We start from the raw sequence: 22,313 nt of genomic DNA, 5'->3' as shown, positions 1-22,313 counted from the left end.
TGCCGGTCCGATTCCCGCCGCAACGACCTGCCCATGGCCGCCCTACCCTCCGACGCCGCCTCCGCTCTGCCCGATCGCGGCGCCACTGCCCCCGATGCCGCGGCCACCGCGATCGCCGACCGCAATGTCGCTCAGCTCACCCGCGGCATCTGGCTGCGCTCGATCACCGGCCTGCTGCTGATCGCGATCCTGGCCACCGCCAACTTCCTGATCCTGCACGATGTGCTGAGCATCAACAGCAGCGCGGCGACCATCGTCAACATCAGCGGCCGCCAGCGCATGCTGTCGCAGCGCGCTGCGCTGTTCGCCACCCGGCTGGTGGCCAGCCGCGACGAGGCCGAGCGGCGCACCTTGCGCACCGAGCTGGACCGGGTCACCGGCCTGCTGCTGAGCTCGCACGAGGGCCTGACCCGCGGCAGCACCGCGCTGGGCCTGCCCGCGACGATGTCGGCGACGATGAACACGCTCTATTTCGGCGAGCCGCAGCACCTCGACCGCCAGGTGCGCGACTATGTCGAGCAGCTGCGCGCGCTGATGCGCCGCGTCGACGAGCAACCCGGCGCGGTGCCGCCCGAGCTGCGCGCGATCACCGCGGCGGCTTCCGGCCCGCTGCTGGTCACGCTCAACCAGGCGGTGCAGCAGTACGAGAAGGAGAGCGAGGCCGAGGTGGCCCGGGCCATTCTCTATGAGCGCATCGTCTACGGCGTGACGCTGCTGGCCCTGCTGCTGGAGGCCGCGCTGATCTACCGCCCGCTGGTCAACCGGGTGCGCCGGGCCACCGAGCGGCTGGTGCGCCAGCAGCAGTTCAGCGACCGGGTGGTCGACACCTCGCAGGCGCTGATCATCGGGCTGGACAGCGCCGGGCGCATCGCGCTGTTCAACCAGCACAGCCAGAAGGTCACCGGACACGCCGAGGCCGAGGTGCACGGCCGCGACTTCCTGTCGACCTTCCTGCCCCCGGAGGCGGCGGCCGATCCGGCGATGGAGAAGCTCTTCCTGGGCGGCGCCGGCACGGGGCGCACCGAGACGCCGCTGCGCACCCGCGACGGCCGCCTGCTGACGGTCGAGTGGTCGAACGCCGAGCTGCGCGACCCGGTCAGCGGCCGGACGCTGCTGCACCTGGCCACCGGCGTCGACATCACCCAGCGCAAGCAGGCCGAGCAGGAACTGCAGCAGGCGCTCGAGCGCACCGAGGCGCTGGGCAGCCGGCTGCGCCAGGAGGTCGCGCATGCGGCGGTGCTGCAGCGCGCGATGCTGCCGGCGCCGGAGATCGCGCTGCCGGGCCTGCAGGGCCTGGCGCGGCTGACCACCTCGACCGAGGTCGGCGGCGACTACTACGACCACTACGCGGTCGACGGCCGCCACGCGATCTTCCTGATCGGCGACGTCAGCGGCCACGGCGTGGCCTCCGGCACGCTGGTGAGTGCCGCGAAGATGGCGGTGCACCAGCTCGCCAGCCAGGGCGAGACCGACCCGGCGGCGATGCTCGAGCACCTGAACGAGGCGCTGCTGGCGTCCAGCCATGACAGCATGTTCATGACGATGCTGTGCTGCAGCCTCGATGCCCGCACCGGGCGGCTGCGCATCGCCAACGCCGGCCATGCCTTCCCCTACTACTGGCTCGACGCCGAGCAGGGCTGGGGCATGATCGAGGTCGAAGGGGTGCCGCTGGGCCGGGTGCGCGAGCCGGCCTACGCCGCGATCACCTTCGACATCCAGCCCGGCGACCGCCTCTTCCTCTACACCGACGGTCTGGTCGAGCAGGAGAACGGCCAGCGCCAGGCCTTCGGCCACGAGGGGCTGGAGAACCTGCTCTACGACCATGCCGCCGAGGCCGCCGACACGCTGCTCGAGCGGGTCTTCGCCGCGCTGGCCGCGCATGCCGGCCGCGAGGGCTTCGACGACGATGCCACCGCGATGTGCGTGACCCACATGGCCCGCGTCGAGGGCGCGCCGGCGCTGCCCGGACGGCTGGCCGCGGCGCGTGACCTGCTGCAGGTCGAGGCGGCGGCGGTGGTGGAGGCCGGCGGCCTGCCGGCGCCGGTGGCGCGCCAGCGCGTCGTCGCCACCCATGCCTCGGGCGCGCTGCTGCCGATGCTGCCAGCGCTGTGCGAGGCCGGCATCCGCCGCGTCCTGCCCGACGACCAGTCCTTCCTGCGCGAGCTGGGCTGGCAGGCGCTGCTCGACCAGCACCATCTCGACGGCATCGACGACCTGGCGCGCTGGATCGCCGCGCCCAGCGACGAGGCGGTCTGGACCTTCGCCCACAGCAGCGACAAGGCCCGCGCGATGGCCGGTCTGGCCGACTGGCTCGATGCCCAGCCGGACCTGCCCGAGGGCTTGCGCGACATCGTCGTGCTGATGAGCGACGAGCTGATCGAGAACGGCCTGTACGGCGCGCCGGTCGATGCCACCGGCGGCAAGCTGCACCACAAGGGCGAGGTGCGCGAGGTGCAGCCGCAGGAGGGTCTGCGGCTGCAGCTGCGCCGCGATGGCGACCGCCTGGGCCTGTCGATGAGCGACCGCTGGGGCACCTTCACGCCGTCGATCTTCCTGCGCCGGCTGGCCCTGAACGCCGGCCAGCAGGGGCTGGAGGCCGGTGTCGGCGGGGCCGGCCTCTACCTGATGTGGCGCATGAGCGACTACATGCAGGTGCGGGTGCAGCCGCAGCGCCTGACGCAGATCACGCTGCTGTGGTCGCTGCGGCAGCCGCCCGACCCCGATCGCGACGCCGGCTTCCAGTTCCTGTACCACCACGAGCTCGGCGAGCTGCCGGGCTCCAGCACCGCATGACCGATTTCCCGACGACGCTGCACATCGACGCGACCCGCGACGAGGCCACCCGCACCACGCTGCTGCGCCTGAGCGGCGAGATCGACGTGAGCGCGGCGGCCGCCTTCGAGCCGCTGCACCGCCAGCCGCCCGCCGACCGCCAGGTGGTGATGGACTTCGCCGCGGTGTCGCGCGTCAACTCGATGGGCCTGGCGCAGTTGCTGCGGCTGCTCGAGCACTGGCGTGGCCAGGGCCTGCGGCTGGAGGCACGCAGCCTGAACCGCACGCTGAGCATGCTGTTCAAGATGACCGGGCTGATGCGCTATTTCGCCGAGCCGGATGGCGCTGCGGCGATCGTCGCCGCGGCGGGCAGCACGGCACCGGGCGGCCCGGCCCGGGCAATGCCGCCGGGCGTGCGCCCGGTGGTCGCCGCCGCTCGGCCCGCCGGCCCGCCGCAGATGCGCCGCATCGTGCGTCCGGGCGTAGCTGCACCGACGCCGGAGGCCGTGCCCCCCGCCCCTGCAGCGGCCTGCGCGGCACCTGCGGACGCAGGCGCGCCTGCTCTGCCGGCGATGTTCGCCGCCGCCGCGCCGCCGCCAGGCGACCGGCTCGACTTCATCGTCAGCCAGCAGAACAGCCAGCAGCTCACCGGCTGGTACTACCTCAACACGTTGCTTCAGCGCACGCTCGGGCGCACGGTGTCGCTGTCGGTCGAGGACTTCGAGGATGGCGCCGCGTCAGGCCGTGCGCGCGCCCAGGCGCCGGCACTGGTCTTCGCCCGGCCTTTCGATGCCTGCGCGCTGATGCAGCAGCATGGCTATCTGCCGGTGGCACGGCCTCAGGACGACTGCGACGAGGTCAGCCTGATCGTGCGCCATGACGACCCCCGAGCCGCGCTGGCCGACTTCGCCGGTGCGCAGGTGGTGACGGCGCTGGAGCGCAGCTTCGTCTTCGTGCTCGGGCGCTTCTTCTGCGACGAGTGCGGGCTGGACTCCACCGGCCTGCCGCGCCGCTTCGCCGGCAGCGAGATCGCCGCGCTGAAGATGCTGCTCTCGGGCCAGGCCGAGCTGCTGTTCATGTCGAGCCGCGGCCACGAGCGGCTGTCGGCGCTGGCGCGCGCCGGCACCCGGGTGCTCGAGCGCAGCGAGACGCGGGTGGCCTCGCACCTGCTGCTGCTGCACCCGTCCTGCCAGGCGCTGGCGCAGCCGCTGCGCGAGGCGCTGACCGGGCTGGGCGGCCACGACAAGGGCCGCCAGGCGCTGCAGGACCTCGGCATGAACGGCTGGGACGTGCCGGCGCCCGAGGAGGTGGAGATGCTGCTGATGCTGTACCGTCGCTACGCGGGCTGAGGGCCCGCGCCACCGGCCGTGGCGGCCCACTGCGCGCGCAGCCAGTCCGCGCAGGCCAGGTTGCTGTCCATGATCGAGCAGCGCAGGCCGCCGCCGTAGTCCGGAAAGGGAATGAACTCGCAGCTGATCTGGCGCGGCGCGCGCTCGGGGTGGGCGCGCATCCAGGCCAGCAGGTCGAGCACCGCCTGCTTCCAGACGGCGAGCCGCTCCTCCTGCCAGACGCCGGGAAAGGTGCCGGCCTCGGGGCGGACAAAGGGGTACTGGATCGAGCGGCCCGGGCGGCCGTCGCGGCGCCGCGTCAGCGGGTTGGGGCCGCGCCCGGTGGCGACGCTGCGGGCGTGCGCATGCACCACCCAGCCCTCGGCCAGCCAGCGGCGCCACAGGCACTGCGCGCCGTCGGGCGCCAGCCAGGTGCGCCCGCCATCGCGCCCGCCGTCGATCTCCGACAGGGCCAGCTCGGCCGGATCGTCGATCTTGAAGATCAGGTGCGAGTGGTCCAGCGTCAGCCGCAGCGGCAGACCCTGCCGGGCGAGCCGCTCGGCCACCGCCTCGACCCGGTGGAAGCGCTCGTTCCACATGTCCACATGCACCTCCAGGCTGGGCAGGCAGCCGCTGCGCTGGCCGTGCTCGAAGGCGTCGGCGTAGAAGCGCACCACCTCCTCGTCGGACAGGCGGTGGCCGTCGGCATGGCGGTCGTGGAGCTGGATGTTGAACAGCCGCGCGCCCAGCCGCCCGCCGGTGGCCAGGCCCTGGCGCATTAGCGCCTCGTCGGCACCGGCGCGGAAGATGCCGCCGAAGACGCCGATCGGCACGCCATGGCGCTCGACCAGATCGAACCAGGGCGCGAAGTCCTCGCTCGGGTCGATGTTCTTCTCGATGTAGTCGAAGGCGCCGCAGGCGCGGATCCAGGCGAAGCGGGTGGCGGCGTCGGGCGTGGGCAGGCCGTCGTGCTCGAGCACGCCGTCGATGTTGATGCCGATGGCCGGCAGGTCGCCGGGCGGCGGCAGGGTCGGGAATGTCATGGGAAGGCGAAAGGCTCGGTGAGGTCGATCGGGTGGGTCGGATCGACTGGGTGGTTCGGCGCCGGGCTCAGCCCAGCGTGCGCAGGCGCACGCCCGGATCGGCCAGCGCCTTGGCGCCTGGCTGCGCGCCGCGTTCGAGCAGCCAGCGCGCCAGCTTGAACTCGCGTGCCAGCGCCGAGGTCGGGCCGAAGCCGCTGGCGGCCACCAGCCGGCCGGCGTCGTCGAGGTGGAAGTCGATGCGCGCGCCGCCTTCCAGCGCCCGGGCCACGCCGCGCACGCCCAGCGCCGGATCGCCCGCGACCTGGATCTGGTGGTCGTACTGGTCGGACCAGAACCAGGGCAGCGCCTGCAGCCGCTCGCCGCGGCCGAGCAGGTTGGCCGCGGCCACGCGGGCCTGCGTCTCGGCGTTGTGCCAGCTCTCGTGGCGCATGGGCCGGCCGTCCTGCACGCCGGGGAATTCGGCGACATCGCCCGCGGCGAAGATGCCCGGCGCCGAGGTCGCCAGCGTGGCGTCCACGCTGATGCCGCGCCCGACCGCCAGACCCGCCTCGCGCGCCAGCTCCACCGCCGGCTCGATGCCGATGCCGGCGACGATCACGTCGGCGCGCCATTCGCTGCCGTCGTCGAGCTGCACGCGCCGGCGCCCGTCGCCGGCCAGCGCGAAGGCCGTCGGCGCGCAGCCCAGCCGCACCTCGACGCCCTGCGCGCGGTGCAGCGCGAGCACGTCGGCGGCCAGCGCCGCCGGCACCGCGCGGCCGAGCAGCCGCTCGCCGGCCTCCAGCAGCAGCACCTCGCAGCCGCGCTGGCGCGCCGAGGCCGCCACCTCCAGCCCGATGAAGCCGCCGCCCACGACCAGCACCCGCGCCCCGGGCTGCAGCCGCGGCGCCAGCCGCGCGGCGTCGTCGAGCGTGCGCAGCCCGATGATGCCGACCGCCTCCGCCCCCGGCACCCGCAGCCGGCGCAGGTGGCCGCCGGTGGCCAGCAGCAGCGCCTCGTAGTCGATGCGGCGGCGCGCCTGCTGCGGCCCGCCCGTCAGCCAGAGCTCGCGCCGCACCGGATCGATGCGCTCGACCCAGGCCACGACCTGGCTGACCTGCAGCCGGTCGAGATCGACGGCCGACATCAGCTGGCAGCGCTCGGGCGTCTGCTCGCCGGTGAGCAGGCCCTTGGACACCGGCGGGCGCTCGTAGGGAAGGTGCGGCTCGGCGCCGATCATCATCACCGGGCCGGTCCAGCCGAACTCGCGCAGCGCCTGCGCCGCGCGACCGCCGGCATGGCCGGCACCGACGATCACCATGGGACGGGGCAAGGGGCTGGGCATGATCAGACCTGGATCTGGATGACGCCGCCGGCCACGCGCGCCGGCCAAGTCTTCAGGTCGACGCAGGCCGGCGCCCCCAGCGCGCGGCCGTCGCGGATGTCGAAGCGGCCGTTGTGCTTGGGGCACTCGATCACATGGTCCATGACCAGGCCGTCGCACAGGTGCACCCGCTCGTGGGTGCAGTGGCCGTCGGTGGCATGGACCCGATCGCCGCAGCGGTAGACGGCATAGGTGCGGCCGCCGTGGTCGAAGCGCGTCACGTCCTCGTCGTCGAGGTCGTCCAGCGCGCACACATCGATCCAGTCGCTCATGGCGTGTCTCCTGGGAAAGCAACAAGAATGGAAGAGGAACGAGAGAGAGCAGGCATCAGCGCGGCATCAGCGCGGCATCGGCCGCTGCACCGACCAGTCGGGCTCGCGCGCTTGGCGCAGGATCGCCGGCAGGATCTCGCGGTAGGCCGCCAGCACGCCGGGGTACGGCGCGGGGCAGTCGTCGCGCATCGCCTCGTGCAGCCGGGGCAGCGCGTGGTAGGGTACCATCGGGTACATGTGGTGCTCGATGTGGTAGTTCATGTTCCAGTAGAGGAAGCGGAACACCGGGTTCATCGTCACCGTGCGGCAGTTGAGCCGGTGGTCGAGCACGTTCTCGGGCAGGCCGGCGTGCTGCGTCAGACCGAAGAAGGTGTGCAGCCAGGCGCCGGCAAAGCACGGGAACACGACATAGAACAGCGGCAGCACGCTGCCGATGCCCCAGGCCAGCGCGAACACCGCCGCCCAGATCAGCACCCACACGCGGGCTTCGCGGATCAGGCGCGGCCACTCGGTCTCGGGCACGTAGCTGCGCTCCTCGGCGTCGATGCGGCCGCAGGCGTGGGCCAGCACCCGCGCGATCTCGTGCGGGCCGTAGTGCAGCGCAAAGAGGTTGAGCACGATCTTGCCCGGGCGCGCCGGCAGCATCACGTTGATCTCCGGGTCGCGCCCGGTCACCAGCGTGTCGCTGTGGTGGCGGGTGTGGCTCCACCGCCAGCGCGTCGGGCGGCGCAGCGCCATGAAGCTCGAGAGCTGGTAGAGCGCGTCGTTCATCCAGCGGGTGCGAAAGGCCGTGCCGTGGCTGGACTCGTGCCAGCGCGCATCCGCCGCGCCGGTGTAGAGCGTGGCGTAGACGAAGAAGGCCAGCGCGAACCAGGCTGTCCCCCAGCTCAGCGCCATCCAGACGCCGGCGGCGGCGATCAGCGCGAACCACAGCAGCGTGTCGCGCACGGCCGGCGCGTCCTCGCGCTTCATCAGCGCCTTCATCGTCGCGCGCGGCACCGGGCTCTTGTACCACTCGGCGCCCACGAGGCCGGCGGCCTGCGCCCGCTCGCCCGCGCCGCCGATCATCCGATAGTCGTCATGCGTGCTCATCGTCTCCGTCCAGGATGGGTTGTTTTGCGTTTTCGCTGCGTCTGGAAATTCATTTCGATCCAGGCTGGGGCGCATCGTAGGCAGGCGCTTGCGGCGCGACAATCGACATCCATCATTTCCCATCAGAAGCGATCAGCCATGACGCCATGCAGCATGTCATTTCCATCATCAGCGCCGCGGGATAACCCGGAAACGCCCCCCGCCGGGAGCGGTGCGTGAGCGCGCGGCCGACGCTGGAGGCGGTCGCGCAGGCCGCCGGCGTGAGCACCGCGACGGTGGACCGTGTCATCAACAACCGGCTGCCGGTGCGCGAGGCCACCGCGCTGCGGGTGATCGAGGCGGCCGAGCGCATCGGCTACCACGGCGCGGCGCTGATGCGCGCGCGGCTGATGGAGCGCGGCGAGCGCCGCACCCGCACGCTGGGCTTCTGCCTGCTGCGCCGCCACGAGGCCTTCTACCGCGAGCTCGGGCGCGAGATCAGCGCGGCGGCCTCACGCCATGCGCGGCCGGGCGTCGCGGTGATCGACCACCTGGACGCGACCGATCCGGCGGCGGTGGCGCGGCAGATGCTGGAGCTCGGCCGCGAGGTGGACGCGCTGGCGGTGGTCGCGGTGGACCATCCGCATGTGGATGCGGTCGTCGAGGAGCTGCACCGGCTCGGCCGGCCGGTGTTCGCGCTGCTGAGCGATCTGGGCTCGCCGCTGCGCGCCGGCTATGTCGGCGTCGATCCGCGGCGCTGCGGCCGCAGCGCGGCCTGGGCGGTCAGCCGCCTGGCGCGTGCGCCGGGGCCGGTGGCGGTCTTCGTCGGCAGCCACCGCTACCTGGGCCACGAGGCCAGCGAGATGAGCTTTCGCGCCTACCTGCGCGAGCACGCGCCGCAGCTGCGGGTGCTCGACACCCAGGTCAATCTGGAGGACGAGCAGCTCGCGCACGAGGCCACGCTCGACCTGCTGCACCGCCACCCCGACCTGGCCGGTCTGTACGACGCCGGCGGCGGCGGCACGCCGGGCATCATCCGCGCGCTGCGCGCCGAGCGTCCGCCCGGACACGCGCGCCATGTGGTCACCGTCTGCAACGGCCTGACCGCCGAGCACCGCCGCGCGCTGATCGACGGCGTGGTCGATCTGGTGCTGGTCTCGCCGATCGCGCGGCTGGCGCAGACGGTGGTCGAGGCGATGCACGCCGCGCTCGACCAGCCGCCCGAGGCCCGTGCCCGCGCGGCGCAGCTCACCGTGCCGGTGGAGCTGTTCATTGCGGAGAACTTGCCCTGAAAAGGACGCAATGCACCGGAAACGAGGTCGGTTCTTGTGCGCTGCGCACCGCAACAGGGCAGACCGGCCCGCGGGAGGTCGGGTCAAGGCTGGCACACGCATTGCACTGAATACGAAAGTGCATACAGTTTCTGTCAGCCTGAACCAAGGAATCCGATCCATGACCGTTTCCCGCCGTGGCCTTGTGGCCGTCGCCCTGATCGCCGGCCTGAGCAGCGTTGCCGGCCTGGCCCGGGCCGATGCGCTGGCCGACATCAGCAGCCGCAAGCAGATCACCATCGCCATCCCGACCGACTTTCCGCCCTACGGCTTCGTCGGCACCGACCTCAAGCCGCAGGGGCTGGACATCGACATGGCCCAGCTGATCGGGGCGAAGATGGGGGTGAAGGTCGAGCTGGTGCCGGTGACCAGCGCCAACCGCATTCCCTATCTGCAGACCCGCAAGGTCGATCTGGTGATCTCGACGCTGGGCAAGAACCCGGAGCGCGAGAAGGTGATCGACTTCACCGCGGCCTACTCGCCCTTCTTCCAGGCGGTCTTCGCCGCCAAGGGCGTGACGATCCGCGGCGCGGCCGACCTGGCGGGCAAGGCGGTGGGCGTGACCCGCGGCGCCATCGAGGACATCGAGCTCAGCCGCATCGCGCCGGCCGACGCCGAGATCCGCCGCTTCGAGGACAACAACGCCACTGTCTCGGCCTTCGTCTCGGGCCAGGTCGTGGCGATCGCCACCGGCGCCTCGGTGGCCGGCAACCTGATGGCGCGCAACCCGCAGCTCGGCACCGAGTTCAAGTTCGTGCTGAAGGATTCGCCCAACTTCATCGGCGTGGCCAAGGGCGAGGATGCGCTGCGCGGCCGCGTCAACGAGATCATCGCCGAGGCCCGCAGCTCGGGCGAGCTGGACCGGCTGGCCAAGCGCTGGCTGGGCCGCCCGGCCGGCAACCTGCCGCAGTGACGGCGGGCGCGATGATTTCGCTCGATTTTGCGGCGGTGCTGGAGCAGTGGCCGCTGTTGCTGCGCGGCGCGGCGCTGACGGTGGCGCTGACCGGACTCTCGGCCGTGCTGGGCACTGCCGTGGGCGTGGCCTGCGCCTGGATGCGCGTGTGGGGGCCGGCGGCCTGGCGCTGGCCGGTCATCGCCTATGTGGAGCTGGTGCGCAACACGCCCTTCATCGTCCAGCTCTTCTTCGTGTTCTTCGGGCTGCCGGCCGCTGGCGTGAAGCTCTCGCCGGAAACGGCGGCGCTGATCGCGATGACGGTCAATCTGGGCGCCTATGCGGCGGAGATCGTGCGCGCGGGCCTGGAGGCGACGCCGCGCGGCCAGATCGAGGCCGCGCGCAGCCTGGCGCTCGACGAGCGGCAGGTCTTCCTGCGGGTGGTGCTGCCGCCGGCGCTGGGCCGGGTCTGGCCGGCGCTGGTCGGGCAGATCATCATCGTGATGCTGGGCTCGTCGGTCTGCGGCCAGATCGCCGCGGCCGAGCTGAGCTATCAGGCCAACCTGATCCAGAGCCGCAACTTCCGCGCCTTCGAGGCCTTCCTGATCGGCGCGGCGATCTACCTGGGGCTGTCGTTGCTGCTGCGCCGGCTGCTCGACGAGATCGGTCCGCGCTGGATCTTCGGCCGCCGTGCGGCCACGGGGAGGTGAGCCATGGTCGATTTCACCTTGTGGGACATCCTGCGCAACCTGATGCTGGCGGCGCGCTGGACGGTGCTGCTGTCGCTGGCGGCCTTCGTCGGCGGCGGGCTGCTGGGCCTGGGTCTGCTGCTGCTGCGGCTGGCGCGCCCCCGCCTGGCGCCGCTGGTGGCGCTGCATGTGCGCCTGTTCCAGGGCACGCCGCTGCTGATGCAGCTCTTTCTCGCCTACTTCGGCCTGGCGCTGCTGGGGCTGGACGTGCCGGCCTGGGCGGCGGCGGCTCTCGCGCTGACGCTCTACGCCTCGGCCTTCCTGTGCGAGATCTGGCGAGGCAGCGTCGAGGCGGTGCCGCGCGGCCAGTGGGAGGCCGCCGGCAGCCTGGCGCTGTCCTTCGGCGAGACGATGCGCCATGTGGTCGGCCCGCAGGCGCTGCGCATCGCGGTGGCGCCGACGGTCGGCTTCCTGGTGCAGGTCATCAAGGGCACCGCGCTGGCCTCGGTGATCGGTTTCGTCGAGCTGACCCGCGCCGGCACGATGATCGTCAATGCCACCTTCCAGCCGCTGGCCGTCTATGGCTGTGTCGCGCTGATGTATTTCCTGCTCTGCTGGCCGGTGTCGGCCTGGAGCCTGCACCTCGAGAGGAAACTGCGTCGTGAACGCGTCTGAGAATCTGTCCGGCCCGGCGGCCGATCCGGTGGTGCGCGTGCAGGGCCTGCGCAAGCGCTTCGGCCCCAACGAGGTGCTCAAGGGCATCGACCTGGAGGTGGACCGCGGCGAGGTGGTCACCATCATCGGCCGCAGCGGCTCGGGCAAGAGCACCTTGCTGCGCTGCGTCAACGGCCTGGAGACCTTCGAAGGCGGTGCGCTGTCGGTCGACGGCCGGCCGCTGCGCCACGGCGACGCCGCGGCGATGCGCGCGCTGCGCCAGCGGGTCGGCATGATCTTCCAGGGCTTCAACCTGTTCCCGCACCTGTCGGTCGGGCGCAACGTGATGCTGGCGCCGGCGCTGGTGCACCGCCGCCCGGGCCGCGACGGCGAGGCGGTGGCGCGCCGGCTGCTCGAGCGGGTCGGCCTGGCCGAGAAGTTCGACGCCTGGCCGGACCAGCTCTCTGGCGGTCAGCAGCAGCGGGTGGCGATCGCCCGCGCGCTGGCGATGGAGCCGGGCGTGCTGCTGTGCGACGAGATCACCTCGGCGCTCGACCCGGAGCTGGTCGGCGAGGTGCTCCGCGTGGTGGAGTCGCTCGCCGCCGAGGGCATGACGCTGATGATGGTCACGCACGAGATGGGCTTCGCGCGCAAGGTCAGCGACCGGGTGGTGTTCATGCACGCCGGCCGCATCCACGAAGTGGGGCCGCCCGAGCAGATCTTCGGTGCGCCGCAGACGCCGGAGCTGCGCCAGTTCCTCGCCGCGCTGCACTGAGCCGGTGGATCGGCGGCCCGGGCTTCAGCCGCCGGGCAGCGGCCGCAGCAGCCGCTCCAGCACCGCGCGGATCGGAGCCGGAATGTCGGTCGGGCGGCCGCTGGCCGTGTCGACGAAGACATGGACCATGCGACCGATCGCGGCCGGCCGGTCCTCGCCCGGGCGCAGCAGCGCGGTCTCGTAGGTGACCGAGCTGCGGCCGAGCCGGCGCACCACCACCCCGACCTCCAGCAGGCCGGGATAGGCGACCGGCGCGAGAAAGTCGCACTCCGAGCGCACGATGAAGCCGACCACCTCGCCGCGCTGAATGTCCAGGCCGCCCTGGTGGATCAGCACCTCGTTGATGACGCTGTCGAAGTACTGGTAGTAGACGGCGTTGTTGACATGGCCGTAGCGGTCGTTGTCGTTCCAGCGGGTGCTGACGCTGCCGACATGCGGATAGTCGGCGCGGGTCGTCGGGGGATGGGTGCTCACCAGGCCTCCTCGTAGATCGCCAGCGCGTCGGCCTCGGTCAGCGGACGCGGGTTGTTCTGCAGCAGGCGCTGCTGCTGCATCGCGGCGGCCGCCAGCCCCGGCAGCGCATCGCGCGGTATGCCGCAGTCGCGCAGCCGCTGCGCCAGGCCGCAGGCCGCGCAGTCGGCCACCCGCTGCGCCACATGCGCGATGAAGGCCTCGCAGCGCTGCGCCTCGTCCAGGCCTGCGCTCGCCTTGGGCAGCAGCTGCGCGGCCAGCGCGGCATAGCGCGCCTGCGCCGCCGGCCGGTTGAAGCGCAGCACCGGAGTCAGCACCAGCGCGTTGCTCAGCCCGTGCGGCAGATGGAACTGCCCGCCCAGCGGATAGGCCAGCGCATGCACCGCCGCGACCGGCGCGTTCTCGAAGGCCATGCCGGCCAGCATCGCGCCGAGCAGCATCTGCTCGCGCGCGGCCAGGTCGTGGCCGTCGGCGAGGGTCGCCAGCAGGTGCCGGTCGAGCCGGCGCAGCGCGTCGACGGCCAGCAGGTCGGAGAGCGGATTGGCGCGCAGCCGGCTGGTGAAGGCCTCGATCGCGTGCACCATCGCGTCGATGCCGGTCGCGGCGCTGACCGCCGGCGGCAGCCCGACGGTGAGCTCGGCGTCGAGCAGCACCAGATCGGCCAGCAGCGCGCGGTTGACCACGCCGGCCTTGGTGTCGGCGCCGGTGGTGACGATGGCGATGCGGGTGACTTCGGAGCCAGTGCCGGCGGTGGTCGGCACCTGCACCAGCGGCAGGCGCGCGACCACGCGGGTGTCGATGCCGTAGAGCTCGGACAGCGCCGGCGCCTCGGGCCGCGCCAGGCAGGCTACCAGCTTGGCCACATCCATGCTGCTGCCGCCGCCGAAGCCGATGACCAGCCCGGCACCATGCACCAGCGCGGCCTGGCGGGCCGCCTCGACCACCGCCTCGGACGGGTCCGGCGTGACCGCGTCGAAGACGGCCACCTGCCAGCCGGCCGCCTCCAGCGAGGCGCGGGCCGGCGCGATCAGGCCGCTGGACGCGAGAAAGGCATCGGTGACGATCAGCGCGCTGCGCCCCGGGGGATCGAGGCTGCTGACCAGCTCGCCCAGGCGGCGGGCCAGACCGGGCGCGCTTTCGATGCGGCGCACCGTCTGGAACACGAAGGCGGGCAGCGGCTCGGCGAACATCGGCGTTTCTCCCTGGTCATGTGCGACGAGGGCCGATTGTTCGGAGCCGGCCGGGTGCGGCCGTCACCTGCGCGACAGGCCGCGGGTAGATCCGGAGGCGAGGACGCGTCCGGACCGGGGGGCATCACTGCACCCGCACCACCACCATGGTCTGGTTCAGCAGCTGGTAGGCGATCTCGCCGAAGGTCACCGGCCCCTCGACGCCGCCGATCGCCTTGCCCTCGAGCTCGCCGAACAGGAAGTTCAGGATGCAGTTGCACGAGAACACCGCGCCGGTGGCGTCGTACTCGGCCAGGCGGCGGCGGAACTCGGCCGTGTAGTCGCCGACCGGGCGCGCCAGGCGGTAGTCGATGCCGGTGAAGACCGGGGCGTAGAACGCCACCTGGCCCTTGTCGACGTCGATCGACTGGAAGGAGACGTTGATGCAGGCGCCCGCGTAGTCGCCCACCAGCGGCAGGCGGCCGTCGGTGGCGCCGCGCTTGGCCAGGTATTGGGCCAGGTTGACGCGCTCGCCGTTGACGGTGCATTCGGTCGCCTCGAAGCCGACCTGGTCGAAGCGCAGCACGTCGCCGTCGTCCTGCTCGAAGATGTTGACGATCTCGACCGAGGCGAGCTTGTCGTCGGGCAGGCGGATGTGGGCGACGACCGCGCCGTCCTCGACCTCGCGGCCGCTGCGGCCGTCGAAGACCAGCGCGCGCGCGCGGCCCATGTCGTCGAGGTGGATGCCGGAGATCCAGCCCACCGTCGGCTTGAGGAAGGCGTCGGCCGAGTCGGTGGCCTCGCGGGCGAAGCGGCCGTGGGCCTGGCCGCCGGCCGGGATGATGGTCAGCGAGAAGCCGTTGTCGAAGGCCTCGGCGGTGATGCGGGCCAGCTCGTCGGGGCCGTAGCAGGCGAGTCGGACCTCGGCACCCACCTTGGACAGGTCGGTGACGAAGACGCGGTCGTCGCCGACGACCACGCCGCCGCCGGAGACCATGAAATAGGGGATCGTGCCGCCGATCCAGGCGCCGGCCGGCAGCGCGCGCAGCGCGCCGGCGGTGCCGGCGATGCTCAGGGCGGTGCCGTTGCGGATCAGCTCGGCAGCGGCGGCAACGGAAATCAGTTCGTTCATCGCGAAATTCCTCGGAGAGATGCGGTTCGGTGCGGCGTGGCTTGACGTGGCGTCAGATCGTCGTGACCTGCGCCAGCTCGGCGGCCAGCACCCGCTCCCACTTGGCGAAGAAGGCATGGATCTCGGCGGCCTTGGACGGCACCGGATCACTGCTGCGCTCCAGCCGCTTGGCCAGCATCTGCGTTCCCAGGTGGGTGGTCTTCAGGCGGCTCATGCCGCCGCTGGCCATGCGCTGCCAGCAGGGGTGGGACGGCGGAGGGACGGGAATGGCCATGATGCGTCTTCGTTGGAGTGGATGGCCCAAGGGGTATCGACCTCTCCTGCAAGGACTTGAATCGCCCGCGTTCCCGGGTTTTGCCGACAATTCGGGCATGAGCCTCTTGCCTCCCCTGTCCCAGTCGCTGTCTCCCCGTCGCCTGCACCTGGGCCATTTCGCCTTCATGCGCGCGGTGGTGCAGGGTCTGGACCATGGCGACTGCTGGCGCCGCTACCTGGCCATCGAGGGCGAGGCGGGCGACGCGCGGGTGGTGCGCGCGACCCTGCGCTGGATCCGCGAGGCGCTGGTGCGCATCGCGCTGCAGACCGACCGATTCCAGCTTGCGCGGCTGCTGCAGCTCGATGTGCAGACGCTGGGCCAGCCTGACCCGGTGCTGCCGTCGCTGGCGCAATTCGCCGAGGAACAGGGTCTGGACGACGAGCCCGAGGCGGTGCAGATTGCCGCCTTCGAGGCCGCGCACGGCCGTGCCAGCCGGCGGCTGCAGCGCCGCCAGCGCCTGGTGCGGCGCCAGCTCGACGCGCTGCGCTGGCTGGAGCTGCAGGGCGCACAGGTGCCGCAGGCGGCGGACGCGGTGCGCGCCTGGTTCGCGCCGGCGCTGGCCGGGCATCTGGAGGCTGCCGGTCTGCTGCTGCTGGGACAGCTGGTCGATCGCATCAATGCGCTCGGTCCGAGCTGGTGGCGCGGGGTGCGTGCCGTCGGACCGATCAAGGCCGCGCGCCTGGTCGACTGGCTGCATGAGCATGGCGACAGCCCCGGCCTGCGCCTGGACGAGCGAGCCGCCCTGCCTCGGCGCACGCTGGACCCGTCGACCCGCGGCGAGCTGGTGGCCGCGGCCACCGCGGTCGTGCCGATCGAGCGGCTGATCGTGCCCGCCGGCCTGGACGGCCGCGACGGGCGCTTTCGCCGCCCGCAGGCGCAATGCCTGCTCGCCGCCGAGGACGATCTGGCGGCGGTGCAGGCCTGGATCGCCTCGAAGACGCCGGGCTCGCACACCCAGCGTGCCTACCGCAAGGAGGCCGAGCGCTTCGTGCTGTGGGCGATCGTGCAGCGCGGCCGGGCGCTGTCGTCGATGACGCAGGAGGACTGCGTGGCCTACCGCGACTTCCTGGCCGATCCGCAGCCGGCCTCGCGCTGGTGCGCGCCGCGCAGCCGCGAGCGCTGGTCGCCGGCCTGGCGGCCCTTCGAGGGGCCGCTGTCGCCCTCGGCGCAGCGCCATGCGCTGACGGTGCTGAAGAACCTCTACGGCTTCCTGGTCGACCAGAACTACCTGATGGGCAACCCGTGGAGCGCGGTGAGCGTGCCGCGCTCGATCGCGCCACGCATCCAGACCGCGCGCAGCCTGTCGTCAGCGCAGTGGCGCCGGCTGGACGCCGAGCTCGATCAGCTCCCGCCCGGCTCGGCCCACCACCGGCTGCGGGTGGCGCTGCGGCTGCTCTACGCCACCGGGCTGCGGCTGTCGGAGATCGTCGCGGCGCGCGCGGGCGATCTGGAATGGGTGGAGTTCCCGCCCGAGGGCGACGACGGCCTGCCCGAGCAGGGCTGGATGCTGCGCGTCGTCGGCAAGGGCCGGCGCGTGCGCCAGGTGCCGGTGCCCGAGGACGTGGTGCGCCAGCTCTCAGGCTATCTGGTCTCGCGCGGGCTGTCGGGTGACCTGCAGGATCCGGCGCAGCGCGAGGTCTTCCTGCTCGGCCGCGCGACCGATCTGGCCGAGCGCGCGCCGGGGCTGGCCGCGCATCTGGCCGAGCGCACCGGCACCAACCCGCGCGGCGGCATCGCCGGCTCGACGCTCTATGACCAGCTCAAGGCGCATTTCATCCGCACCGCCGCGGCCTGGCGCGCACAGGGCGACGAGCGCAGCGCGCTGCGCCTGGAGCGTGCCAGCACCCACTGGCTGCGCCACAGCCACGCCAGCCACACCATCGCGCGCGGCCTGCCCATCGAGATCGCGCAGCAGAACCTCGGCCACGCCTCGCTGGCCACCACCACGGTCTATGTCACCACCGAGCAGCGGCAGCGGCTGCAGGCGATGAAGAAGGTCTGGGGCAAGGGCTGAAACGCCCGCAGCGGTGAGAGAGCGCCGCATGCACTTTCTCGCCGTGGCGAGATTCAGCCCTTGCGCCTTCCAGGACATTCAGCACGACAGTTGATCTAGATTTTTTCAAGATATATCTTAGATCCATCGAAACAGACTTCTGGATCTTCGAATCCTTCCCGAAAGACATGCATCCCCGACATTTCCCCCCTCACTTTCCTTCCCCCTTCGCGTCGCCGGCCTGCGACGGCCGCCGCGGCGCTCACCGTGATGCGCACCATGGCCACCACCCGGGCCATCACTGCGACAGGCACCGCGCCGAGATCCGCGCCGACCTGGAGTTCGGTGGCCATGGCGGCGGCCGCGGTGGTCATGGCGGCCGGCGCGGCCGCATGTTCGACGGTGGCGACCTGAAGCTGCTGGTGCTGCAGATCCTGGCGCGCCAGCCCAGCCACGGCTACGAGGTCATCAAGGCCATCGGCGAGCAGGTCGGCGGCGACTACAGCCCGAGCCCCGGCACCATCTACCCGCTGCTGACGATGCTGGAAGACCTCGGTCTGGCCGAGGCTGCCGCCGCCGAGGGCAGCCGGCGCCAGTACGCGCTGACCGAGGCCGGCCGCGGCCACCTGGCCGAGCAGGCCGAGGCGCTGGCGCGCATCGAGGCTCGGCTGGCGCACGCCCGCGACCAGGTCCGCGCCCGGCGCGTGCCCGACATCCAGCGTGCGATGGAGAACCTGAAGACCGCGCTGCGGCTGCGCTTCGACGGCGAGACGCCGCCCGACGCAGCCACCGTGCGCCAGATCGCCGAGGCGATCGACCGCGCGGCCGTCGAGATCGGCCGCTTCTGAACCCGGCACGCACGGAAGGACACCCATGAAACAGCACCGCTACCGCATCACCGTCGAGCATCTGGCCGACGCCCACGGCAACCCGTCGACCCACGCTGCGCCGCTGCAGTTCGAGGCCGGCAACCACGACGACATCCTGGCCATCACCGAGCGCATGCGCGGCCGCGGCGACTTCGATGCCGACACCGCCACCGCGCTGGCCGTCGGTCTGAAGCTCTTCGGCGAGGTCATGCTCGAGAACCGCGGCCACCCGCTGTTCGCCGAGCTGGCGCCGCACTTCCGCGATTTCATGAAGCGCTTGAAGCAGGGGGCTCAGCGGCCTGCCTTCCCCCAAGAGCCGCCGCCGAGCACCTGGTGAGGCGTCATCGATCCCGCTTCACTCGATCGTGACCTTCGCGGCCTTGACCAGGCCGGCAAACTTGTCAGTCTCGGCACGGATCTGCGCGGCCATCTGCTCGGGCGAGTTGCCCACCGGTTCGGCGCCGATCTCGGCCAGGCGGCGGCGGAAATCGGCCGACTGGATCACCTTCACGATCTCGCTCGACAGCCGGGTGGTGATTTCCTTCGGCGTGGCCACCGGCGCCAGCACGCCGAACCAGGTACCGATCGCGAAGCCCTTCAGTCCGGCCTCCTCCATCGTCGGCACGTCCGGCAGCGCGCTCGAACGCTGTGCGGTGGTGACCGCCAGCGCGCGCAGCTTGCCGCTGCGGATGTGCGCCAGCACCGGCGTGACGGTGTCGAAGGACATCTGGATCTGGCCGCCGAGCAGGTCGGTGGTCAGCGGGCCGCTGCCCTTGTAGGGCACATGCGTCAGGTCCAGGCCGGTGAGGTTCTCGAACTGCGTGCCGATCAGGTGCTGCGCGGTGCCGTTGCCGTTGGAGCCGTAGCTGAAGCCGGGCTGGGCCTTCTTCGCCAGCGCGACGAACTCGGCGACGCTACGCGCCGGCGTGGCCGCCGCATTGACCACCAGCACGTTGGGCACCATCGCCACGGTGCTCAGCGGCGCGAAGTCCTTCTGCAGGTCGTAGGGCAGGCGGCGGTAGACGGCCGGCGCGATGGTGTGGTGCACCGCGCCCATCAGCAGCGTGTGTCCGTCCGCCTTGGACTTGGCCACCAGATCGGCGCCCAGCGTGGCGCCGGCGCCGGGCTTGTTCTCGACGATCACCGCCTGGCCCAGACTCTGCGAGAGCCGCTCGCCCAGCGCACGCGCCAGCACGTCGGTGGTGCCCCCGGCGGGGAACGGCACGATCAGCGTGACCGGCTTGCTCGGCCAGGCCTGGGCGAGCGCCGGGGCAGGCAGTGCGGCCAGCAGCACCGCCGGCAGGGTGAGCAGGGAGAGCGCGCGCAGCAGCGGGCGGCGGTTTTGGGAGCTCGTGGACATGATTTGTCTCCTTTAAAGGAAGGGGCGCCCTCGTCGGGGCGCTGGATGTCAGGCCGGATCGGCCGGGAGGTCGCCCAGCTGCGCGATGCGCAGCAGGTTGGTGGAGCCAGGACTGCCGAAGGGCATGCCGGCGGCGATGACCACGCTGCAGCCGCCGCGGGCGCCCGGCTGGGCCGCCGCGGTCTCCAGCGCCAGGGCGGTCATGTCGTCGACATCGCGCACGTCGCGGCACCACACCGGCTGCACGCCCCAGGCCAGGGTCAGCCGCCGCGCGGTGTCCTGACACGGCGTCATGCCGAGGATGGGCGCACGCGGGCGCTCGCGGGCCATGCGCAGCGCCGAGGCGCCGGAGTGGGTGTAGGCCACCAGCGCGCCCACGTCGAGCAGACCGGCCACCGAGCGCGCCGCCCAGCCGATGGCGTCGGCGGTCAGCGGGCGCGGTGCGGTGTGGCTGGCCTCGAGCGCGGCGCGGTGCAGCGGATCGGCCTCGGTGCAGGCGATGAGGCGGTCCATCATCGCCACCGCCGCCACCGGATGGCGGCCCGAGGCGGTCTCGGCCGAGAGCATCACCGCGTCGGCGCCGTCGTAGATCGCGGTGGCCACGTCGGAGGCCTCGGCGCGGGTGGGCACCGGTGCGGCGACCATCGATTCCAGCATCTGCGTGGCCACGATCACCGGCTTGCCCAGGTGCCGGCAGGCCCGCACGATGCGCTTCTGGATCGCGGGCACCTGCTCGGCGGGCAGCTCCACGCCCAGGTCGCCGCGGGCGACCATCACCGCGTCGGTCACGGCCAGGATCTCGTCGAGCGCGTCGATGGCCGCAGGCTTCTCCAGCTTGGCGACGATGCCCGCGCGCGCGCCCACCCGCGCCCGCAGCGCCTCGATATCGGCGGCCCGCTGCACGAAGGACAGCGCAATCCAGTCCACGCCCAGCCCGAGGCCGAAGTCCAGATCCGCCAGGTCCTTGGGGGTGAGCGCCGAGATCGGCAGCACCCCATCGGGCACATTGACGCCCTTGCGGTCGCCGAGCCGGCCACCGCAGACCACCCGCGTCTCGGCGAAGTCCGCGCCGCACCGCTCCACCTGCAGGCGCAGCCGGCCGTCGTCGAGCAGCAGCGCCATGCCGGACTGCAGCGCGGCGAAGATCTCCGGGTGCGGCAGCGCCACGCGGTGGCGGTCGCCGAGGCGTTCGGTGTCCAGATCGAGGCGGAAGGCCGCCCCGTCGGCCAGCTCCGCGCCGCCCTCGGCAAAGCGGCCCACGCGCAGCTTCGGGCCCTGCAGGTCGAGCAGCACGCCCAGCGGGCGGCCCAGCGCAACCTCGGCGGCGCGGATGCGCTGCAGCCGCAGGCGGTGGTCCTCGTGACTGCCGTGGCTGAAATTCAGCCGGAACACATCGGCGCCGGCCTGGGCCAGCGCGGTGATCGTGGCCAGGTCGTCGCTGGACGGACCCAGCGTGGCGACGATCTTGGCATGGCAAGGCGGGGTCATCATCGTTCAGCCCTCCTGGGGGCGATCCGCGTCGATCAGGATCGCGCGGAAGTCGTTGACATTGGTCAGCGTCGGGCCGGTGACGACGCCGTCGCCCAGCGCGCCGAAGAAGCCGTGGCCGTCATGGGCCTCGAGGCAGCGCCGCGGATTCAGGCCCAGGGCGCGGGCACGCGCCAGGCTGTCGGGGGTCAGCCACGCTCCGGCGACCGGCTCGCGGCCGTCGATGCCGTCGGTGTCGGCCGCCAGCGCCTGCACGCCGGGCTCGCCTTCGAGCGCCAGGCCCAGGGCGAGCAGGAACTCGACATTGCGCCCGCCACGGCCCTGGCGGGCTTCGGGGCCGCGCAGCGTCACCGTGGTCTCGCCGCCCGACAGCAGCACGCAGGGCGCAGCGAAGGGCTGGCCGCGCCGGGACACCTGGCGGGCGATGCCCGCCAGGACCCGGCCGAGCTCGCGCGCCTCGCCCTCGATCGCGTCGCCGAGCAGGTGCACCGCCACGCCGGCGCGGCGGGCCACCTCGGCGGCCGCCTCCAGCGCGGCCTGCGGTGTGGCCACGAGGCGGGTCTCGATCGGCGGCAGGCGCGGGTCGCCGGGCTTGAGCGACTCCGCCTCGCCGCACTCCAGCATTCGGCGCACCGGCGCGGGCAGCGCAATCGCATGGCGGTCGAGGATCTCCAGCGCCTGGGCGCAGGTGCTGGGATCGGCCACGGTCGGACCGGAGGCGATGTCGATGGGATCGTCCCCCGGCACGTCCGACAGCACCAGGTTGATCACCTGGGCGGGCGCGCAGGCCGCGGCCAACCGCCCGCCCTTGATCGCCGAGAGGTGGCGGCGCACGCAGTTCATCTCGGCAATCGTCGCGCCGCTGGCCAGCAGCGCGCGGTGGATGGCCTGCTTGTCGGCCAGCGTGAGCCCGTGCAGCGGCAAGGGCAGCAGCGCCGAGCCGCCGCCCGAGATCAGGCACAGCACCCGGTCCTCGGGCCCCAGGCCCTGCACCATCGCCAGCATGCGCCGTGCGGCGACCTCGCCGGCCGCATCGGGCACCGGGTGCGCAGCCTCGACGATCTCGATGTGCCGGCACGGCACCGCGTGGCCATGCCGGGTGACGACCAGGCCGGAGAGCGGCCCCGGCCAGTGGGCCTCGACCGCCTGTGCCATCGCGGCCGACGCCTTGCCGGCCCCCAGAACGATCAGCCGGCCGCGCGGCGGGGCGGCGAGCAGGTCGGCCAGATGGGGCGGCACGCACCGCGCCGGCTGGGCGGCGGCCACGGCTGCGTCGAACATCTCGCGCAGCAGGGTGCGCGGGTTGAGGGAAGCGTTCATCGCGACCG

Annotated in this window: 22 protein-coding genes; 10 read left to right on the top strand and 12 right to left on the bottom strand. The window is 72.4% G+C overall.

The window, feature by feature from the left end:
• Positions 1 to 33: 33 nt before the first annotated feature.
• Both BW996_RS19035 and BW996_RS19030 read left to right on the top strand, forming a co-directional pair.
• The gene (locus tag BW996_RS19035) at positions 34 to 2,793 is read left to right on the top strand and encodes a SpoIIE family protein phosphatase (protein WP_051632168.1); all 2,760 of its coding nucleotides are present in this window, start codon (positions 34 to 36) and stop codon (positions 2,791 to 2,793) included.
• Entirely contained in the window at positions 2,790 to 4,121 is a 1,332-nt protein-coding gene (locus tag BW996_RS19030; protein WP_051632167.1) for a PhnD/SsuA/transferrin family substrate-binding protein, read from the top strand. The genes BW996_RS19035 and BW996_RS19030 overlap by 4 nt, the downstream gene beginning before the upstream one ends.
• Here BW996_RS19030 and BW996_RS19025 read toward each other — a convergent pair.
• The 4 genes from BW996_RS19025 to BW996_RS19010 form a co-directional block, all read right to left on the bottom strand.
• Positions 4,109 to 5,143, bottom strand: coding sequence for a hypothetical protein (locus BW996_RS19025; protein WP_037484340.1), 1,035 nt, complete (start codon positions 5,141 to 5,143; stop codon positions 4,109 to 4,111). The two genes, BW996_RS19030 and BW996_RS19025, sit on opposite strands and share 13 nt — an antisense overlap.
• Before the next feature lie 67 nt (positions 5,144 to 5,210).
• Positions 5,211 to 6,440, bottom strand: coding sequence for an NAD(P)/FAD-dependent oxidoreductase (locus tag BW996_RS19020; RefSeq protein WP_245801928.1), 1,230 nt, complete (start codon positions 6,438 to 6,440; stop codon positions 5,211 to 5,213).
• A gap of 26 nt (positions 6,441 to 6,466) precedes the next feature.
• The gene (locus tag BW996_RS19015; RefSeq protein WP_037484337.1) at positions 6,467 to 6,775 is read right to left on the bottom strand and encodes a MocE family 2Fe-2S type ferredoxin; all 309 of its coding nucleotides are present in this window, start codon (positions 6,773 to 6,775) and stop codon (positions 6,467 to 6,469) included.
• A gap of 66 nt (positions 6,776 to 6,841) precedes the next feature.
• Positions 6,842 to 7,867 (bottom strand): fatty acid desaturase family protein, encoded by a 1,026-nt coding sequence (locus BW996_RS19010; RefSeq protein WP_037484336.1) that lies wholly within the window; start codon positions 7,865 to 7,867, stop codon positions 6,842 to 6,844.
• A gap of 215 nt (positions 7,868 to 8,082) precedes the next feature.
• On the opposite strand from BW996_RS19010, the gene BW996_RS19005 reads away from it, so the two are divergent.
• The 5 genes from BW996_RS19005 (at position 8,083) to BW996_RS18985 (ending at position 12,187) form a co-directional block, all read left to right on the top strand.
• The gene (locus BW996_RS19005; RefSeq protein WP_037484335.1) at positions 8,083 to 9,138 is read left to right on the top strand and encodes a LacI family DNA-binding transcriptional regulator; all 1,056 of its coding nucleotides are present in this window, start codon (positions 8,083 to 8,085) and stop codon (positions 9,136 to 9,138) included.
• 160 nt (positions 9,139 to 9,298) lie between these two features.
• On the top strand, positions 9,299 to 10,090 hold the full coding sequence (locus BW996_RS19000; protein ID WP_037484332.1) for a transporter substrate-binding domain-containing protein: 792 nt from the start codon (positions 9,299 to 9,301) through the stop codon (positions 10,088 to 10,090).
• Between the two features lie 11 nt (positions 10,091 to 10,101).
• Positions 10,102 to 10,779 (top strand): amino acid ABC transporter permease, encoded by a 678-nt coding sequence (locus tag BW996_RS18995; RefSeq protein WP_037484376.1) that lies wholly within the window; start codon positions 10,102 to 10,104, stop codon positions 10,777 to 10,779.
• Positions 10,780 to 10,782: 3 nt separating this feature from the next.
• Positions 10,783 to 11,433 carry an amino acid ABC transporter permease gene (locus BW996_RS18990; protein ID WP_037484331.1) on the top strand — a complete coding sequence of 217 codons (651 nt, stop codon included), beginning with the start codon at positions 10,783 to 10,785 and terminating at the stop codon, positions 11,431 to 11,433.
• A complete protein-coding gene (locus BW996_RS18985) occupies positions 11,420 to 12,187 on the top strand; it encodes an amino acid ABC transporter ATP-binding protein (protein WP_051632166.1) in 768 nt (255 codons plus the stop codon). Before BW996_RS18990 ends, BW996_RS18985 begins: the two co-directional genes overlap by 14 nt.
• Before the next feature lie 24 nt (positions 12,188 to 12,211).
• Here BW996_RS18985 and BW996_RS18980 read toward each other — a convergent pair whose 3' ends face one another.
• The 4 genes from BW996_RS18980 to BW996_RS18965 form a co-directional block, all read right to left on the bottom strand.
• Complete coding sequence (locus BW996_RS18980) at positions 12,212 to 12,661, bottom strand: acyl-CoA thioesterase (protein ID WP_037484329.1); 450 nt, start codon at positions 12,659 to 12,661, stop codon at positions 12,212 to 12,214.
• Positions 12,658 to 13,833 (bottom strand): iron-containing alcohol dehydrogenase, encoded by a 1,176-nt coding sequence (locus BW996_RS18975; RefSeq protein ID WP_375131982.1) that lies wholly within the window; start codon positions 13,831 to 13,833, stop codon positions 12,658 to 12,660. The genes BW996_RS18980 and BW996_RS18975 overlap by 4 nt, the downstream gene beginning before the upstream one ends.
• 139 nt (positions 13,834 to 13,972) lie before the next feature.
• Complete coding sequence (locus BW996_RS18970) at positions 13,973 to 14,959, bottom strand: DUF6976 family protein (protein ID WP_037484327.1); 987 nt, start codon at positions 14,957 to 14,959, stop codon at positions 13,973 to 13,975.
• Between the two features lie 52 nt (positions 14,960 to 15,011).
• Positions 15,012 to 15,233, bottom strand: a complete 222-nt coding sequence (locus tag BW996_RS18965) for a hypothetical protein (protein WP_241462034.1) — start codon at positions 15,231 to 15,233, stop codon at positions 15,012 to 15,014.
• A 97-nt stretch (positions 15,234 to 15,330) separates the two neighbouring features.
• On the opposite strand from BW996_RS18965, the gene BW996_RS18960 reads away from it, so the two are divergent.
• A complete protein-coding gene (locus tag BW996_RS18960; RefSeq protein ID WP_037484324.1) occupies positions 15,331 to 17,289 on the top strand; it encodes a site-specific integrase in 1,959 nt (652 codons plus the stop codon).
• A gap of 95 nt (positions 17,290 to 17,384) precedes the next feature.
• Here the strand turns inward: BW996_RS18960 and BW996_RS21825 are convergent, their stop codons facing one another.
• Positions 17,385 to 17,621 (bottom strand): hypothetical protein, encoded by a 237-nt coding sequence (locus tag BW996_RS21825; RefSeq protein WP_162177998.1) that lies wholly within the window; start codon positions 17,619 to 17,621, stop codon positions 17,385 to 17,387.
• A gap of 39 nt (positions 17,622 to 17,660) precedes the next feature.
• Between BW996_RS21825 and BW996_RS18955 the strand changes: the two genes are divergently transcribed.
• Positions 17,661 to 18,116, top strand: a complete 456-nt coding sequence (locus tag BW996_RS18955; protein ID WP_162177997.1) for a PadR family transcriptional regulator — start codon at positions 17,661 to 17,663, stop codon at positions 18,114 to 18,116.
• A 25-nt stretch (positions 18,117 to 18,141) separates the two neighbouring features.
• A complete protein-coding gene (locus BW996_RS18950) occupies positions 18,142 to 18,474 on the top strand; it encodes a DUF3861 domain-containing protein (protein ID WP_051632164.1) in 333 nt (110 codons plus the stop codon).
• A gap of 18 nt (positions 18,475 to 18,492) precedes the next feature.
• Here BW996_RS18950 and BW996_RS18945 read toward each other — a convergent pair whose 3' ends face one another.
• Genes BW996_RS18945 through BW996_RS18935 form a run of 3 tightly spaced genes read right to left on the bottom strand, consistent with a single transcriptional unit; the run spans position 18,493 to position 22,305 of the window.
• Positions 18,493 to 19,497: a tripartite tricarboxylate transporter substrate binding protein gene (locus tag BW996_RS18945; RefSeq protein WP_037484323.1), complete on the bottom strand. Its 1,005-nt coding sequence runs from the start codon at positions 19,495 to 19,497 to the stop codon at positions 18,493 to 18,495.
• A 48-nt stretch (positions 19,498 to 19,545) separates the two neighbouring features.
• Positions 19,546 to 20,985: a pyruvate kinase gene (pyk, locus tag BW996_RS18940; protein WP_037484362.1), complete on the bottom strand. Its 1,440-nt coding sequence runs from the start codon at positions 20,983 to 20,985 to the stop codon at positions 19,546 to 19,548.
• A gap of 6 nt (positions 20,986 to 20,991) precedes the next feature.
• Positions 20,992 to 22,305: a glycerate kinase type-2 family protein gene (locus BW996_RS18935; RefSeq protein WP_037484321.1), complete on the bottom strand. Its 1,314-nt coding sequence runs from the start codon at positions 22,303 to 22,305 to the stop codon at positions 20,992 to 20,994.
• Positions 22,306 to 22,313: the final 8 nt, after the last annotated feature.

Source organism: Sphaerotilus natans (assembly GCF_900156335.1).
GTDB classification, from domain to species: domain Bacteria; phylum Pseudomonadota; class Gammaproteobacteria; order Burkholderiales; family Burkholderiaceae_C; genus Sphaerotilus; species Sphaerotilus natans.
The sequence above is the reverse complement of the archived record's forward strand: the minus strand, read 5'-3'. Positions and strand labels throughout refer to the sequence as shown.

Coding starts and splice junctions, on each gene's coding strand:
- BW996_RS18995 (WP_037484376.1), top strand. CDS start 10,102: ATGATTTCGCTCGATTTTGCGGCGGTGCTGGAGCAGTGGCCGCTGTTG.
- BW996_RS18990 (WP_037484331.1), top strand. CDS start 10,783: ATGGTCGATTTCACCTTGTGGGACATCCTGCGCAACCTGATGCTGGCG.
- pyk (WP_037484362.1), bottom strand. CDS start 20,985: ATGACCCCGCCTTGCCATGCCAAGATCGTCGCCACGCTGGGTCCGTCC.
- BW996_RS19020 (WP_245801928.1), bottom strand. CDS start 6,440: ATGGTGATCGTCGGTGCCGGCCATGCCGGCGGTCGCGCGGCGCAGGCG.
- BW996_RS18970 (WP_037484327.1), bottom strand. CDS start 14,959: ATGAACGAACTGATTTCCGTTGCCGCCGCTGCCGAGCTGATCCGCAAC.
- BW996_RS21825 (WP_162177998.1), bottom strand. CDS start 17,621: ATGGCCACCGAACTCCAGGTCGGCGCGGATCTCGGCGCGGTGCCTGTC.
- BW996_RS18955 (WP_162177997.1), top strand. CDS start 17,661: ATGTTCGACGGTGGCGACCTGAAGCTGCTGGTGCTGCAGATCCTGGCG.
- BW996_RS19030 (WP_051632167.1), top strand. CDS start 2,790: ATGACCGATTTCCCGACGACGCTGCACATCGACGCGACCCGCGACGAG.
- BW996_RS18960 (WP_037484324.1), top strand. CDS start 15,331: ATGAGCCTCTTGCCTCCCCTGTCCCAGTCGCTGTCTCCCCGTCGCCTG.
- BW996_RS19015 (WP_037484337.1), bottom strand. CDS start 6,775: ATGAGCGACTGGATCGATGTGTGCGCGCTGGACGACCTCGACGACGAG.
- BW996_RS18965 (WP_241462034.1), bottom strand. CDS start 15,233: ATGGCCATTCCCGTCCCTCCGCCGTCCCACCCCTGCTGGCAGCGCATG.
- BW996_RS19000 (WP_037484332.1), top strand. CDS start 9,299: ATGACCGTTTCCCGCCGTGGCCTTGTGGCCGTCGCCCTGATCGCCGGC.
- BW996_RS19035 (WP_051632168.1), top strand. CDS start 34: ATGGCCGCCCTACCCTCCGACGCCGCCTCCGCTCTGCCCGATCGCGGC.
- BW996_RS18945 (WP_037484323.1), bottom strand. CDS start 19,497: ATGTCCACGAGCTCCCAAAACCGCCGCCCGCTGCTGCGCGCGCTCTCC.
- BW996_RS18935 (WP_037484321.1), bottom strand. CDS start 22,305: ATGAACGCTTCCCTCAACCCGCGCACCCTGCTGCGCGAGATGTTCGAC.
- BW996_RS19025 (WP_037484340.1), bottom strand. CDS start 5,143: ATGACATTCCCGACCCTGCCGCCGCCCGGCGACCTGCCGGCCATCGGC.
- BW996_RS18950 (WP_051632164.1), top strand. CDS start 18,142: ATGAAACAGCACCGCTACCGCATCACCGTCGAGCATCTGGCCGACGCC.
- BW996_RS19010 (WP_037484336.1), bottom strand. CDS start 7,867: ATGAGCACGCATGACGACTATCGGATGATCGGCGGCGCGGGCGAGCGG.